Raw genomic sequence first — 15,377 nt, forward strand, 5'->3', positions numbered from 1 at the left:
TATCTGTCTACTGCTGTTTCCTCATACGGTATTTTTAAGAACAGATCTGTATTAGGATATACGGCCGCCTTTAGTCCACACCTGCCATGATAGAAATAGGAACACACGTTGTAGATATCCCTGTGTTTCTGGCACCCATGGCGGGTGTAACCGATCGTCCTTTCCGGGATGCCTGTGCAAAAGCGGGGGTCGGTTATGCCGCCTCCGAGATGATCTCCAGCGACACCTTGCTCTATGCCACGGCCAAGACGCGGCATCGAATCGTGCGTGCCGACAACGATCTGCCGCATGCCGTGCAGATTGCCGGTGCCGAGCCCGAGGCCATGGCCGATGCGGCCGCATTGAACGTGGCTCATGGCGCGCAAATCATCGACATCAACATGGGGTGCCCGGCAAAGAAGGTCTGCAACCGTCAGGCAGGGTCCGCCCTGCTGGCCTATCCCGACCAGGTACGCGACATTCTGCGCGCTGTGGTCGCCAGAGTCGATGTCCCGGTGACTCTGAAGATCCGGACCGGTCCCACGCCGGAATCGCGAAACGGTGTCGATATCGCCAGACTGGCCGAGCGCGAAGGCATCGCCTGCCTGGCGGTGCATGGTCGCACCCGCAGTGATCGATTCAAGGGCCAGGCCGAGTACGACACCATCGCCGCGATTGTCGATGCCGTCTCCATTCCCGTTATCGCCAATGGTGATATCACCAGCGGAGATCAGGCTCGACAGGTCATGCACCAGACGGGCGCAGCCGGGGTGATGGTCGGTCGCGCGGCTCAGGGAAATCCCTGGATATTCGGCGAAATTACTGCCGCATTGCGTGGTGAGCCTGTACCATTGCCTCCCTCACTCGAACAGGTAGGGGCGACGCTGTTGACTCAGCTCGAAGGCTGTCATCAGCTTTACGGTGAATACCGCGGTGTTCGTATTGCTCGCAAGCATATTGCCTGGTATTGCAAGGGTTTGAAGCATGCCGCTGCATTTCGCGAGACGATCAACAAGGTGGAAAATTCCGTGGACCAACTCAGACTGGTTGAGGACTTCTTTTCCCGGCCTGCCCAGTTCGTAGCTGCAGCTTGATAATGACAACAACATCCGACGACAAGCGTGGCGGCAATGCCGCTGCCGCTGTAGTGCCCACATCAACAAAGCGCATGATTGCATCCAGAACACGTTCGGCCACCAGCAGCGGCAAAGCCAGAGATGCGAATGAACCGGAAAACGCCGCGTCCTGCAGTGCCGAACCGGGTGGTACGGCCATCAGCTGCTGTGTGCAGGATGAACTGGTGCGTTATTTCGACATGCTCGATGGTGAAAAACCGTCTGGGCTGTATCGCATGGTCATACGCCAGGCCGAGCATGCCTTGCTCAGTGCCGTCATGCGCGAATGTGGTGGCAACCAGAGTCGTGCTGCCGAATGGCTGGGCATCAGTCGTGGCAATCTGCGCAACAAGCTGGCTGACATGGACTAGTGGTTCGACCACCTGAACGCGTCGTTATCTGGTGGACGGACCACAGGTCCTGTCCACTACGTCACCCTCTTTGCTGAACTCTACGGAAAATACCTCTAGTGGCTGAAAACACTGCCGACTCCTGCGCCTTGCTCAGTGTCTCTGACAAGCAAGGCATCGAGCAACTGGCCAGGGCTCTGGTAGACAAGGGCGTGACGCTCCTGTCCACCGGAGGCACGGCTGATACCTTGCGCAAGGCCGGGCTGCCCGTCACCGATGTCTCCGAACATACCGGTGCCGCGGAGATGATGGCCGGTCGTGTCAAGACCCTGCATCCGACCGTGCACGGCGGCATACTCGGGCGTCGTGGCATCGATGACGGGGTCATGCAGGAGCGGCAGATTGCTCCGATCGATTTCGTGATCGTGAACCTCTACCCATTTGCCGCCACGGTGGCCAGACCGGATGTGTCCTTTGAAGATGCCATCGAGAACATCGATATCGGCGGTCCTGCCATGGTACGTTCGGCGGCCAAGAACCATGCATCCGTGGCTGTCATTACCGACCCTGCAGATTATCCACGCATCATTGCCGCGCTGGATGCCGATGAGGCGGAGCAGAGCGCCTTGCGTTTCGATCTGGCCGTCAAGGCCTTCGAACACACAGCTCGCTACGATGGCATGATTGCCGATTTTCTGGGGCGCCGCACGGGAGGAGCCAGTCACGCACAGCCTGCGGATTTTCCACGCACGCTCAATACGCAGTTCCAGCTGAACGACACGCTGCGCTACGGTGAAAACCCGCATCAGCGCGCCGCGTTCTACCGCTCGGCGGATGCCGGTGCCGGTACCATTGCAGGGGCACAGCTGCTGCAGGGCAAGGCAATGTCGTACAACAACGTCATGGATGCCGATGCGGCCCTGGCGTGCGTCCGGCAGTTCGACCGGCAGGCCTGTGTCATCGTCAAGCATGCCAATCCCTGTGGCGTGGCGGTTGCCGACGGTCAGCTGGAGGCCTATGACAAGGCCTATCGCACCGATCCGACATCGGCCTTCGGTGGCATCATCGCGTTCAATCATGCCCTGACTGCCGAGGTTGCCCGCGAAATCATTGCTCGCCAGTTTGTCGAAGTGATCGTGGCGCCGGGTGTCGAAGCGGCAGCGACCGAACTGCTGGCGGCCAAGCCGAACGTCCGGGTGCTGGATTGTGAATCGCTGCCGGTCCTCGACGGCAGCAACGCCAGCTGGCAGTACCGTCCTGTGGCCGGAGGTCTGCTGGTACAGGAGGATGACCTGTTGAACGTGAGTACAGACTCCCTGAAGGTGGTCAGCAAACGACAGCCCAGTCAGGCCGAGCTGGCCGATCTGCTGTTCACCTGGCGGGTGGCCAAGTTCGTGAAGTCCAATGCCATCGTGTATGGTCGGGACGCGGCCACCGTAGGGGTCGGGGCAGGTCAGATGAGTCGCGTCTATTCTGCACGGATTGCCGGCATCAAGGCTGCGGATGAAGGCCTGGAGGTCGCCGGTGCCGTCATGGCTTCAGATGCCTTCTTTCCGTTCAGGGATGGCATCGACAACGCGGCCAGTGCCGGCATCGTGGCCGTCATTCAGCCCGGTGGCTCCCGCAATGACCCGGAAGTCATTGCCGCTGCCGACGAGCACGATATGGCCATGGTATTCACTGGCGTACGACACTTTCGTCACTAGGCGCGGGGCAGCTCTGACTGTCCGGTCAGGCAAACAGCCAGATAAAGCCCGCGTTGTAACTCATGTGAAGAACAATGGGCGAAAGAAGGGTCTCATGGCGCTCTTTCGCCCAGCCGAAAATCAGCGAAGGCAGGAAAGTCAGGGCCGCCCACAGCGGTGGTTGCCGTAACAGATGCACACTGGCAAACAGGAGGGATGTCAGGACATTGGCCAGACTGAGCGGACCCCAGCGATGACGCAAGGCGCGTCGTCCTTGCAGCCAGTCCTGCACTCCGCCGCGAAAGACGATTTCCTCGAGCACCGGATTCACGATCACGATCATCAGCAAGGGCGAGATGGCCAGGGGTTCGGTACGCCGGGCGACACCGAGTGCCTGCATCAGCCACCAGCTGACCGGCGCGATGCCCATCGCCAGCCAGAATCGGGGGTCTGTCCAGAATCGTCGAACGGGTCAGCCCTCAGGGGTTTTCGAACACTTCAATGCGATTGTTGCGGCGTCGGCCGTCGGCCGTGTCGTTATCGAAGGCGGGCCGTTTGCCACCGAAAGAGCGTAGCAGCAGTCTTTCCTGGCTGATGCCCAGATTGACCAGATAAAGTCCGACACTGCGCAATCGCTGACGAGTCAGGGCGGATTGTTGCTGCTCGGTGCCGCTGTTGTCGGTATGGGCCACGATCTCGATGGCGCTGTCGGGATGCTCATTGAGTGTTTGCGCCAGTCTGTCCAGAACCGCAAAGCTGCTGGCATCGAACTCCGCCGTACCGTCCTGGAATGTCACATCCGGTAGCAGGCCGGCGTACAGCGGGCAGCCTCGCGTATTGACAGGGTAGCCAGGTGTGGAATCCGGGCAGCGATCCCTGATGTCATTGATGCCATCGCCATCACTGTCCGCATTCGGCAGTAGAGGGGCAATGGCTGCGGTGTTTGCAGCGGGTGGAATTGTCGGTGCTGAAACGTCACTGGCAGGAGCCTCAGGTTCGATCTGTTCGATTTCCTGCGTGTTGCCCAGGACCTCCACGGCGGGGTAGATGGTCTCGGCGCTTGGTGGCGCCGCATTGGCTGCCTGGTCGGCCGTGTCCTGCAGGGCCGTCAAGTCCAGTGGAGACTCGGAACTGCCAGGTCCCTGCTCAGGCGCGGTCACCCCCGGTGGGGGCAGTTCCGCAGAGATATCCGGTATTGATGCAGTGGTCGATTCCGGTTGTGTGGAGGGCAGGGAACCGGGAGCGGCTGCCACATCGGGTTCCGGAGTCGGGTTCGAGGCAGGGCCGGGAATCGCGTCTGGCGCCGGCACCGGTTCGGCGACCGGATTGCTTGTCGGGGGGGTCACTGCCACGGGGGCGGATGGCACCACGGCAGGCGGTCTGACAGGGGGGCGACTTCGATGACCACCGAAACGTGTCACCAGCGACAGACTCGCCGAGGCCGCGTCCGTTTCGTGATACATGGCTTCCAGGCGCATGCCCAGATTGTGGGTGAAATAGGTTTCCAGCCCGGCGCCGACGCCGAAATAGACCGGTGCGTCATCATCCAGCGGCAGATCCGAGTCGCGATTCAGGAAGCCGAAGCCGAAGCGACCGTAGAACGACGTGCCGAACACGGCGCCGCGCTCGCGCCGGTCCCTTGAGTCGAAGAAGCGGTACAACAGGGAGGCATCGCCACCGACGTAGCTCGCGGTACTCTGGCCGTCATCGAAACTCGATTCGCCCAGTGAATACAGCTGGAACTGCCCGCTGCTGCGAGAATCGAAATCCTTCCCGAAAAAGATCGTGCCCAACTGGCCGTTCTTGTCGTCTACATCAACCGACGAATCGCTGGCTTCAGGCTGCAGTACCGACATGCCACCACCGATACCGATGTACCACTGGTCACTCAGTGCAGCGAATGCGGTACCGGAGAGGCTGATCAGCAGGCCGGCAGCAACTGCCTTGTATGCGAATTTCTTGGGCACGAGTCTCGATTCGTCTTGTGTCGGGTCGTGAACACAATGATAGTGGGATTGATGATTCTCAGCAGTTCTTGAGCCATTTGGCGACGTCGTGCGCATAATAGCTTAGAACTGCGTCACATCCTGAGCGGCGAAATGCCATCATGGTTTCCATGACAATCGCCTTTTCATCAATCCAGCCTTGTTGAGCGGCGGCCTTGATCATGGCGTACTCACCGCTGACGTGATAGGCATACGTTGGCACGGCGAAGGTATCACGGGCGCGTCGGACGATATCCAGATAGGGCAGACCGGGCTTGACCATGATCATGTCTGCCCCCTCCTGCAAGTCGGCAGCAATTTCATGCATGGCCTCATTGCTGTTGGCCGGATCCATCTGATAGGAATTCTTGGTCGATTTGCCCAGCGCTGCGGAAGCCCCCACGGCATCACGAAAGGGTCCATAGAAGGATGAGGCATATTTGGCGGCGTAGCTCAGGATTCGGGTATGCCGGAAATCCGCGGCTTCCAGGGCTTCTCGAATGGCGCCGATGCGACCATCCATCATGTCGGACGGGGCGACGATATCGGCGCCGGCTTCGGCATGGGACAGGGCCTGACGGACCAGTGCATCGACCGTTTCGTCATTCATGATGTAGCCTTCGTCGTTCATCAGGCCGTCGTGGCCATGTGGCGAGTAAGGGTCCAGAGCAATATCGGTGATGATACCCAGCTCGGGCAGTTCGGCCTTGAGAGCCCGGACGGCTCGCTGCAGCAGACCATCGGCGTTCCAGGCACCGCTGCAATCGTCCGTCTTGGCGCTGTCCTCGGTTACCGGGAACAGGGCGATGGCCGGGACTCCCAGCGCATGCAGATCGGCGGCGGCTTCCAGCAGCAGATCGATGCTGAGTCGATCGACACCGGGCATGGACGGAACACTCTGGCGCTGCCCTTCACCATCGATGATGAAGTAAGGCTGGATCAACATGTCTGCAGTGACATGATTCTCCTGCATCAGGCGTCGACTGAAGGTGTCTCGCCGCATGCGACGCGGCCGGTTGCCGGGAAACGGGGCTCTGACCCCGAACATTGCGTTGTTGCTCACTGTGTCGATTGTCCGAAATTGATTGGGAAAGTCAGTGCCACCGGTATCATTGCCATGAACGGTGAATTGCCTTGTGCATGTGGCAGATGTTCAGGCGTCGCGTTACCATTCGCGCAAGAATGACTAACTTAGCCTGAATCAGTTCACTTGTCTTGATTCTGTCTTGCCCATGAGCCATGACTTGTCGGCAGAATGGTCTGACTCACTCTCTCCGGTATCCGGTAGGCCCCCATGAATCCCATTACAAAGGCAATTATCGCCTGTGCGACAGTCTGTATTGCATTGTATTTCCTGGTAGCCGAGTTTCTGGGTGGTACTGAAAACCTGAATGAGTCTCTGGACGTGAAGTCACTGGCCTATACGCGCGAGGAGGAGAGTCAGGCGAAGAGCGTGGAAAGACCACAACGGGCTGCACCGTTGCCGGAACCGACGGAAAAGGCGCCGGAGCGCGATCAGAGCGTGCAACGAATAGACGCTAACTCCGTGCTGCCCAGGTCGGCTGCCGAGCCAGAAGATTCTGGCGACCAGACCAGGGAAAACGGGGGGGCCGAGGAGGGCAACGGCACGGTTGCGCAGGAGAGTCAGATGAGCAGTGGTGAGGCACTGCTGAAGGAGGTGTTGGGTATCGACGAGCCTCCGCCGCCGGTGCGGGCGGTGGACGTATCCTATCGTTTGCCCGAGAATTGTGAAGCCAGCGGTGTTGTGCTGGCGCCGGTAGCGGTACAGTATCGCTTCGAATCGCCCACCATCACGGGGGCAAGTCTGCAAGAGCTCCAACTGCTGATGAGCGAATACCGGCGCTGTGACGGAGGGGAATTCCAGTTCGCCCACAATCCGCTGGGCAAGGAAGATGCCACGCCGCCATTGATGCAGAGGCGACTCGACGAACTCAAGTATTTCTTCCTGCAAAACAGAGTGCCGAAAACGGCGCTGAGATTCCCTGACGATTCATGATTAACCGATATACAGTGATTGGCCAGCCGATCGCACACAGCCTGTCGCCTGTCGTGCATCAGTTGTTTGGTGAGCTGACACAACGCCGGATCCACTATACCCGCACGGAAGCGAGTCCGGAGACCTTCGCGCAGACGGTCATCGACTGGCAGCGTTCGGGGGCACAAGGCTGCAATGTCACGGCGCCCTTCAAGGAACTGGCCGTAGAGGTGTGCGAACGGCTCAGTCCGAATGCCCGACGCGCCGGCTCGGTCAATACCATTCACATGCACCGTGACGGCAAACGGGTCGGCCACAATACCGATGGCCTGGGACTGGTGGCCGATATCGTCGTCAATCAGCGTCGCCCACTCGAGTCGAAACGTGTCCTGTTGCTGGGGGCTGGTGGTGCAGCACGTGGTGTCATGGCACCGCTGTTGGCCAAGCAGCCTGCACTGCTGCATGTGGCCAATCGCACGGCGTCAAAGGCCGAACAGCTGGCATCGCTGTTCGAGGACCTTGGACCGGTGAGTGGCGGCGGTTTCGAGCAGCTTGACGGTGAACCGGTTTTCGATGTGATCATCAATGCGACCACGGTGAGCATGAACGGTGGCATGCCTCCGCTGCCAGATGGGATTGCCTCGCATCACAGCCTGGCCTATGACATGACCTATGGCCGGCAGGACACGCCTTTCATGAGCTGGAGCAAGTCCTGCGGTGCAACAGCCTGTAACGGTCTGGGCATGTTGGTCGAGCAGGCCGCCGAGTCCTTTCTGATCTGGGAGGGGGTTCGCCCCAAGACCCGCATGGCCTTTCCACGCTTGCGCGAACTGTTATCCTGATTCTCATGCGAAAGACACCTCTGCGACACGATCACATCATTGCCGTTGAATCTGCTCGACCGTGGATTCGCGCCAACAGTGGTATCTGGCGTCTGACCACGGTGCTGGTGGCGCTGGTCGCCACCCTGTGTCTGGTGTTTGCCGCGCACCTTCCTGCCAGAGCAGACAGTGCGCAGCCACGCCTGCCAAGTGTCAGTCTGCTGATTGACGGCAAGGCCATGAACGCCGAGGTGGCCGCCACCAGTCAACAGCGCTACATGGGCTTGAGCTTTCGCCGCTCCATGGGGGAGGACGAAGGCATGCTGTTCGTCTACGAGGGCGAAAGGCCACTGACCTTCACCATGCGCAACACACTGATTCCCCTGTCCATCGCGTTCATTTCCGAAGACATGGTCATCAACGAGATTCACGACATGAATGTCGGGCCCAATCAGCTGTTCGATTCCAGAGCGCCTGCAAAATTTGCGCTGGAAGTGAATCAGGGCTGGTTCGAACGCAATGGCATAGAAGCGGGTGCGCAGATCGTCATGCAATGACGTGATGCGGTAGCATGTCTACCTGATCATTTCTTGCAGGAAAGCACATCGTGTCCACCGACAATCCGATTCTCACCTTCCACGGCGGCGAATGGCAGAAGGGCAGTGTCCCCATCATGCGTTCGGCTGATCATGCAACCTGGTTGGGCACCCTGGTATTCGATGGTGCCCGACAGTTCGACGGCGTCGTTCCCGACCTGGCGCCTCATTGCGAGCGGGTCAATCAATCCGCCCTGAGCCTGGGCATGAACCCGACCCTGACCAGCGAGGCGATTGTCGAACGCGTCAACGAAGGTCTGGCGCAATTCCACAAGGATGCCGCGATCTACATTCGCCCCATGTACTGGTCTACCGGGTATGGCGATGGATTCATCTCGGCCGATCCGGACTCCACCGACTTCTGCCTGTGTCTGCAGGAGATTCCGATGCCGCCTGCGGCCAATGCTGCCAGACTGACCACGACAAGCTTTCGCAGGCCCACGTTGGATGTGGCGACGGTCAATGCCAAGGCGGCCTGCCTCTATCCCAACAATGCGCGCATGATGCGAGAAGCGGTCAGCAAGGGCTTCACCAATGCGCTGGTGTGCGACACGCTGGGCAATGTGGCAGAGTCTGCCACCAGCAATGTGTTCATGGTGCGCGATGGAGAAGTCTTCACTCCGGTTCCCAACGGCACTTTTCTGGATGGCATCACACGTCGACGCATCATGGGGCTACTGCGCGAAGCGGGCGTCAAGGTGCATGAGTCGGTGCTGCGTATCGAGGATTTCCATGCCGCCGATGAAGTGTTCCTGACCGGCAATCTGGCCAAGGTCACACCTGTCATTGCCTTCGATGACACACAATACGAGATTGGCCCTGTCACCCAGCAGGCACGCAGCGCTTACATGGATTGGGCACACTCATGAAGATGCTACCGTTGGGACGGACCGATACACTGGTCAGCGAAATCTGCCTGGGCAGCATGACCTGGGGCACCCAGAATACCTTTGCGGAAGCGGCCGAACAGATCGACTGCGCGCTGGACCACGGTGTCAATTTCATCGATACCGCCGAGATGTATCCCACCACGCCGTTGACGGCAGAGACACTGGGCGACACGGAAACCATCATCGGGCAGTGGGTGGCGCAATCGGGCAAGCGCGACCGGATGGTGCTGGCCACCAAGGTGACAGGCAAGGGCAAGGAATGGATGTACGGTGGCAAGGACATCACCCCCGAGAAAATCCGCGTGTCCGTCGAACGCAGCCTGAAGCGGCTGCAGACCGATCGCATCGATCTGTATCAACTGCATTGGCCGAATCGCGGCAGCTATGCGTTTCGACAGAACTGGACCTACGACCCGACTGCCCAGCAGACCGACAAGGTGCTGGACAACATGCACGAGGTGCTGCGCGAACTGGATGCACAGGTCAAGGCCGGACGCATCCTGCATGTCGGCCTGTCGAATGAAAGCGCCTGGGGCACGGCGCAGTACCTGCGCATTGCCGAGCGTGAGAATCTGCCTCGCGTGGTGAGTATTCAGAACGAATACAATCTGATGAATCGCCTGTTCGACCTGGACATGGCGGAGCTGTCGCACCATGAGAACGTCGGACTGCTGACCTATTCGCCGCTGGCTGCCGGCATGCTCAGCGGCAAGTACAGTGACGGTACGATCCCCGATGGCTCACGTCGCAGCATGAACGAGGCGCTTGGTGGTCGTTACTCGGAGCGCAGTGCACAGGTCTGCAACCGCTATGTGGCACTGGCACGCGAACACGGTCTGGATCCGTCGCAGATGGCACTGGCCTTCTGCATGGGCCGTCCCTTCATGACCTCCACCATCATCGGTGCAACCACCATGGATCAGCTTCGCAACAATCTTGCGGCGACCTCCCTCGAACTCAGTGATGAGGTCAAGGCGGGTATCCATGCCATCTATCTTGATCACCCGGTACCCATGTAGTCCCATGAATAAAACTCCAAGCAATCCTGTCATCGAACTGTTGCAGGCTCATCGCTCGATTCGCAAGTTCGAGGATCGCATCGTCGACGACGAGGTGGTACGCGAGATCGTGGCCTGCGGACAGGCCGCTGCAACCTCCAGCAATGTGCAGGCAGTCAGCGTCATTCAGGTGAAATCACCGGAAAAACGTCAGCGTCTGGCCGAGCTGGCGGGTGGTCAGGCCTATGTCGCCAGTGCCGGGGCCTTTCTGGTGTACTGTGCCGATCTGCATCGACCGGCTGCGGCCTGTGCGGCTCAAGGGGGGGAGTTCGAACCGGGCATGACCGAGCATTTCATGATTGCCACCATCGATGTCGCCTTGTCGGCCCAGACGGCGGTGATTGCGGCCGAGTCACTGGGACTGGGTATCTGCTACATCGGAGGCCTGCGCAACAATCCGGCCGAAGTTGCCGAGCTGCTGGGTCTGCCCGAGCAGGTGTATCCGGTATTCGGACTGTGTCTGGGCCATCCGGCACAGGATCCTGAAGTCAAGCCGCGACTGGCCGTCGATGCGGTGCTGATGCAGGAAGTCTATGATGCCGACGCGCAGTCTGCGCATGTGGCAGCCTACGACGAGGCCCTGTCGCAGTACTATCTGTCACGTACCGGTGGCAACAAGGACAGCAACTGGAGTCGCGAGATGAAGGCGCTGGTCGGCAAGGAATCACGGCCGCATATGCGAGGCTTTCTGGCCGATCGCGGATTCACGATGCGCTGAGGTGTCGCTGCGGCGTGCCGGTGCTGCTTGCAGCAAGACTGGCACGGGATTTCTGCTTTCTGACAAATCAGGCAGGTGACACACTAGGCGTGTCGCAGCGATTGCCCTTGCTGGTCAAAGCCATGCAGATGAGGCAGATCGAGCTGCAGTCCCAGAGAAACTCCGGGTTTCAGGCTTGTATTGCCCTTGCTGCGACAGAGCAGACGCCCGGCACCGGGCACCTGGGCGTAGATGAAGGAATCCGCGCCCAGGCGCTCCACCACCTCGACCGTACCTTGCAGATGGCCGGCACCTGCATCGACCGGTGTCAGGTGTTCCGGTCGAATGCCCAACTGACTGGCTTCCGAGAGGAAGGCTGGCTGGCCCAGCGCTTGTGAGAGGACATTGATATCCATCAGGTTCATGGTGGGTGAGCCGATGAAGCGCGCGACGAACAGATTGGCCGGTGACTCGTAGAGTTCCATCGGCGTGCCTACTTGTTGCACGACGCCGCCATCGAGCACGACAATGCGGTCTGCCAGTGTCAGCGCCTCGACCTGATCATGCGTCACATACACCATGGTGGTGCCCAGTTGTTGATGCAGGCGGGCAATCTCCAGACGCATTTCCACCCGCAGTGCTGCATCCAGGTTCGACAGCGGTTCATCGAACAGGAAGGCGCTGGGATCTCGCACGATGGCACGTCCCATGGCAACACGCTGACGTTGCCCGCCCGAGAGCGCGCGAGGCAGACGTTTCAGAAGCCGATTCAATCCCAATACTTCGGCGGCCTGCTCGATCTTGCCACGCTTCTCCTCGTCGGGTCTGCCTTGTATTTCCATGCTGAAGCCCATGTTGCGGGCAACATCCATATGTGGATAGAGCGCATAGGACTGGAACACCATGGCGATATCTCGATCACGTGGTGGCAGATCGTTCATGCGTTTTCCATCCATGCGAATTTCACCGCCGCTGATGCTTTCCAGTCCGGCAATCATGCGCAGCAATGTCGATTTGCCACAACCGGAAGGGCCCACCAATACGATGAACTCGCCTTCTTCAAACGACAGGTTGACGTCGTTGATGACGGTGTCTGCACCAAAGCGCTTGTGCAGACTGTCTATGTCGATTCGGGCCATGAGCGGTTCTCAACCTTTGACGGCACCAGCGGTCAGACCCTGAACGAGGTAGCGCTGGATGAAGATGAAAAACAGACAGCTGGGGACCAGTGCCAGCACACCGGCTGCCATCATCTGCCCCCAGTCCACGGAAAACTTGGATACGAAGGTCAGCAGACCCACCGGAAACGTCATGCTGTCATTGGAATTGATCAGCATCAGGGCAAACAGCAGTTCGCTCCAGGCGGCCGTGAAGATGAAACCGAGGGTGGCGGCAAGACCGGGTAGCGTCAGCGGCAGAATGACCTTGCGGAAGGCCTGCAATCGCGTACAGCCATCCATCATGGCCGCCTCATCCAGGTCCCTGGGGATGCCATCGAAGAAGGACTGCATCAGGAAGGTGGCGAATGGAATATTGAAGGCGGTGTAGACCACGATCAGGCTGGTCAGGGTGTTGAGCAATCCCAGTGAGGCCACGATCCTGTATATCGGGGCGATGATCATCAACAGGGGGAACATCTGCGTGATCAGCAGTATCACGACCACCAGTGATTTTCCCCGGAAGCGGAACCGGGAAAAGGCATAGCCGGCAGCGGCCGCGATGACGGTGGTCAAGGCGGCGCTGACCAGCGAGACCGTGACACTGTTGCGAAAGTACGCCATGAAATCCGAGGCGAAGATCACCGATCGAAAGTTCTCCAGCGTGATGCTGCCGGGCCACAGCGCCGTGCCCTGTGTGTAGATCAGCTTTTCCGGCGTGATGGCGATCTTCAACAGCCAGTACAGAGGAAACAGTGCGAAGAGCACATAGGCAGCGATCGCCAGATAGCGACTGCCGGTGAGAAATGTTTTCATGCATCCACCATCTTCAGGCTCTTGCGCAGGCGCAACAACACAGCGGCGTAGGCCAGCAGCAGCAACAGCAGAATCACGGCAATGGCCGAGGCATAACCGAAGTCGAGTTTGCGAAATGCGGTGGTGAAGATATAGGTGGAGAGGATCTGTGTGGAATTGGCCGGACCGCCTCCCGTCATGACGAAGATCAGATCGGCAAAGTTGGCCACCCAGATGGCTCTGAGCATGACGGTGATCAGGATCATCGGGGCCAGAAAGGGCAGGGTGATCTTGATGAAGCATTGCCAGGCGGTTGCGCCATCAATGGCCGCGGCCTCATACAGGTCGTTCGGGATCGATTGCAAGGCGGCCAGCAGAGTGATGGCAAAGAAGGGAATGCCGAACCACACATTGGCAATGATCGGTCCCCAGAGCGCGGTATCGGGGTCGGACAGGATATTGTACGGCTCGCTGAGTATGCCGATGGCTGCCAGCCAGTGAGGGATGGGGCCGATGACCGGGTTGAACAGCCATGACCAGGTCAGCGCCGAGAGAAACGTGGGTACTGCCCAGGGCAGGAATACCAGTGCCTGCACGAATTTGCGACCGTGAAAACCGCGGTTGAGCAGCAGGGCCAGTCCCAGACCCAGCAGAAACTGCAGGATTACCGACGCCAGCGTCCAGTGAAAGGTGTTCTTCAGCGACTTCCAGAATTTGGCATCGTCCATCAGAGTGCTGAAGTTCTGCAGACCGATCCAGCCGGTGTCGAACGGGTTCATCAGCGAGATCGCCTGAAAGGCGTAGGAGATGCCGATGACCAGTGGCAGCAGCATCACCAGAGTAATCAGAATCAGACCCGGAGAGAGATACAGCCACGGCTCAGCGGCTACCGCCAGCCGCGCACGCCATGGCGTGGCAGCTGGAGGCATTTTTCGAGCGCTTGCGAAACCGGCTATTGGTCTGCCTTCCATTTCGCGTATTCCGCGGTCAGAAAGTCAGCCCATTCGCTGGCGATATCCTCGGCACTGCGCTGACCCAGCAAGGCTTCCTGGCTGGATTCCAGAGCGATGGAGTCGGCAAAGAAGCCGAACTTCTCGAGGTAGGTGGGCATGATGGTGGGTTCGTACTGAGGTTCGTTGAGCTCGGTGAACCAGCCCTTGAACTGATCGGTCTGGAAGTAGGGGTCCTGGTCGGCACCTTCGTGAATCGGAATGACGCCAACTCGCTTGGCCCAGGTCTTGTTGCTTTCGGGCGAGGACAGATGAGCCACCAGGTCCCAGGACTCGCTGGCATGCTCGGTTGACTTGAAGACAGACCAGCCGGCATAGCCGATGGTGGGGAAGGCCTTGCCTGCCGGACCGACTGGCATCGGGGCGACGGCAAAATCTTCAGCGTCCATACGTTCGGCCACGGCAATCAACGCATCCGGGTCCTGGTCAAGAAAGGCACAGGTTCCCGAGTAGAAGCCTGCCACGATCTCGTTGAATCCCCAGCTGACCGAATCCTTGGGGGCGTAGCCCTTCTGATACATGTCGATCAGAAACTGGATACCTTCGATGGAGCCCGGTTCATCCAGGCGGCTCTTGCCGTCTTCGGTGAAGAATTCGTTGGTGCCGTTCATGGTGGCTGCAAACATGATCCAGCCATTGAGGCCGCCGGGTCCACCGCGCAGACAATAGCCACTCTTGCCATCCAGCTCGGAGATTCTGGCGGAGGCTTCCATGAATTCCGCCATGGTGGCCGGAGGTGCATCGATACCGGCTTCGGCCAGCAACTTGCGGTTGTAGAACATGGCACGCAGGTAGAAGCCGTAAGGTACCGTGTACATGGTGCCGCCTGCATAGCGTCCCATGTCCAGGGATTTCTGTGTCAGGGTATCGCCGTGCTCCCAATTGCTGATGTTGTCCTCGAGTGACATGAGCATGTCGTTGCCCGCGTACAGGGCCAGCCAGCGGTCCGGCATTTCCACCACATCGGGTACGTCGCCTCCGGCGACCATGGTGGCGAATTTCTCGAATGCCTGACCCCAGGGCAGGGAGACGATTTCCACTTCCACACCCGGATTGGCTGCTTCGTAGTCATCGACCATGGCCTGCAGGGTCTGGGTACGTTCGGGACTGGTAATCACTTCCACCAGTTTCAGTTTCGTTTCGGCGGAGGCCGCTCCAGACCCCAGCAACAGTGCCAGAGATACACCGACCAGCTGTCTCATCATCATGCCTTGTTCCTCGCTGTGTGTTTCAGTTGTCGTTC

The 15,377-nt window shown here is 59.2% G+C and carries 16 protein-coding genes; 9 read left to right on the forward strand and 7 right to left on the reverse strand.

What is annotated here, in order from left to right; translation table 11 throughout:
- Nucleotides 1–86: 86 nt before the first annotated feature.
- From dusB to purH, 3 genes are all read left to right on the forward strand, one after another.
- On the forward strand, nt 87–1,073 hold the full coding sequence (dusB, locus tag ACUNV4_RS26075; protein WP_430881590.1) for a tRNA dihydrouridine synthase DusB: 987 nt from the start codon (nt 87–89) through the stop codon (nt 1,071–1,073).
- Between the two features lie 2 nt (nt 1,074–1,075).
- Nucleotides 1,076–1,465 (forward strand): helix-turn-helix domain-containing protein, encoded by a 390-nt coding sequence (locus ACUNV4_RS26080; protein ID WP_430881591.1) that lies wholly within the window; start codon nt 1,076–1,078, stop codon nt 1,463–1,465.
- A 98-nt stretch (nt 1,466–1,563) separates the two neighbouring features.
- Nucleotides 1,564–3,150 (forward strand): bifunctional phosphoribosylaminoimidazolecarboxamide formyltransferase/IMP cyclohydrolase, encoded by a 1,587-nt coding sequence (gene purH, locus ACUNV4_RS26085; protein ID WP_430881592.1) that lies wholly within the window; start codon nt 1,564–1,566, stop codon nt 3,148–3,150.
- A 25-nt stretch (nt 3,151–3,175) separates the two neighbouring features.
- On the opposite strand, the gene mrtJ is transcribed toward purH, so the two are convergent.
- The 3 genes from mrtJ to hemB are packed head-to-tail and all read right to left on the reverse strand — an operon-like array spanning nt 3,176 to nt 6,162.
- The gene (gene mrtJ / locus ACUNV4_RS26090; protein ID WP_430881593.1) at nt 3,176–3,559 is read right to left on the reverse strand and encodes a JDVT-CTERM system glutamic-type intramembrane protease MrtJ; all 384 of its coding nucleotides are present in this window, start codon (nt 3,557–3,559) and stop codon (nt 3,176–3,178) included.
- 49 nt (nt 3,560–3,608) lie between these two features.
- On the reverse strand, nt 3,609–5,096 hold the full coding sequence (locus ACUNV4_RS26095; protein ID WP_430881594.1) for an OmpA family protein: 1,488 nt from the start codon (nt 5,094–5,096) through the stop codon (nt 3,609–3,611).
- Nucleotides 5,097–5,154: 58 nt separating this feature from the next.
- Entirely contained in the window at nt 5,155–6,162 is a 1,008-nt protein-coding gene (gene hemB / locus ACUNV4_RS26100; protein ID WP_430881623.1) for a porphobilinogen synthase, read from the reverse strand.
- Between the two features lie 246 nt (nt 6,163–6,408).
- Here hemB and ACUNV4_RS26105 point away from each other — a divergent pair, with 246 nt between their 5' ends.
- Genes ACUNV4_RS26105 through nfsA form a run of 6 tightly spaced genes read left to right on the forward strand, consistent with a single transcriptional unit; the run spans nt 6,409 to nt 11,193 of the window.
- The gene (locus tag ACUNV4_RS26105) at nt 6,409–7,131 is read left to right on the forward strand and encodes a hypothetical protein (RefSeq protein ID WP_430881595.1); all 723 of its coding nucleotides are present in this window, start codon (nt 6,409–6,411) and stop codon (nt 7,129–7,131) included.
- Complete coding sequence (gene aroE, locus ACUNV4_RS26110; protein WP_430881596.1) at nt 7,128–7,952, forward strand: shikimate dehydrogenase; 825 nt, start codon at nt 7,128–7,130, stop codon at nt 7,950–7,952. Before ACUNV4_RS26105 ends, aroE begins: the two co-directional genes overlap by 4 nt.
- Before the next feature lie 5 nt (nt 7,953–7,957).
- Nucleotides 7,958–8,488: a DUF192 domain-containing protein gene (locus ACUNV4_RS26115; RefSeq protein ID WP_430881597.1), complete on the forward strand. Its 531-nt coding sequence runs from the start codon at nt 7,958–7,960 to the stop codon at nt 8,486–8,488.
- 50 nt (nt 8,489–8,538) lie between these two features.
- Nucleotides 8,539–9,396 carry a branched-chain amino acid aminotransferase gene (locus ACUNV4_RS26120; protein ID WP_430881598.1) on the forward strand — a complete coding sequence of 286 codons (858 nt, stop codon included), beginning with the start codon at nt 8,539–8,541 and terminating at the stop codon, nt 9,394–9,396.
- Nucleotides 9,393–10,436 carry an aldo/keto reductase gene (locus tag ACUNV4_RS26125; RefSeq protein ID WP_430881599.1) on the forward strand — a complete coding sequence of 348 codons (1,044 nt, stop codon included), beginning with the start codon at nt 9,393–9,395 and terminating at the stop codon, nt 10,434–10,436. The genes ACUNV4_RS26120 and ACUNV4_RS26125 overlap by 4 nt, the downstream gene beginning before the upstream one ends.
- A gap of 4 nt (nt 10,437–10,440) precedes the next feature.
- Nucleotides 10,441–11,193 carry an oxygen-insensitive NADPH nitroreductase gene (nfsA, locus tag ACUNV4_RS26130; RefSeq protein ID WP_430881600.1) on the forward strand — a complete coding sequence of 251 codons (753 nt, stop codon included), beginning with the start codon at nt 10,441–10,443 and terminating at the stop codon, nt 11,191–11,193.
- An 83-nt stretch (nt 11,194–11,276) separates the two neighbouring features.
- On the opposite strand, the gene ACUNV4_RS26135 is transcribed toward nfsA, so the two are convergent.
- From ACUNV4_RS26135 to ACUNV4_RS26150, 4 genes are read right to left on the reverse strand one after another with little or no spacing between them, the layout of a single operon-like run.
- Complete coding sequence (locus tag ACUNV4_RS26135; RefSeq protein WP_430881601.1) at nt 11,277–12,311, reverse strand: ABC transporter ATP-binding protein; 1,035 nt, start codon at nt 12,309–12,311, stop codon at nt 11,277–11,279.
- 9 nt (nt 12,312–12,320) lie between these two features.
- A complete protein-coding gene (locus ACUNV4_RS26140) occupies nt 12,321–13,145 on the reverse strand; it encodes a carbohydrate ABC transporter permease (RefSeq protein ID WP_430881602.1) in 825 nt (274 codons plus the stop codon).
- A complete protein-coding gene (locus ACUNV4_RS26145) occupies nt 13,142–14,095 on the reverse strand; it encodes a carbohydrate ABC transporter permease (RefSeq protein WP_430881603.1) in 954 nt (317 codons plus the stop codon). The genes ACUNV4_RS26140 and ACUNV4_RS26145 overlap by 4 nt, the downstream gene beginning before the upstream one ends.
- Nucleotides 14,077–15,342 carry an ABC transporter substrate-binding protein gene (locus ACUNV4_RS26150; protein ID WP_430881604.1) on the reverse strand — a complete coding sequence of 422 codons (1,266 nt, stop codon included), beginning with the start codon at nt 15,340–15,342 and terminating at the stop codon, nt 14,077–14,079. The genes ACUNV4_RS26145 and ACUNV4_RS26150 overlap by 19 nt, the downstream gene beginning before the upstream one ends.
- Nucleotides 15,343–15,377 lie beyond the last annotated feature (35 nt).

The sequence above is a fragment of the Granulosicoccus sp. 3-233 genome (genome assembly GCF_052681095.1).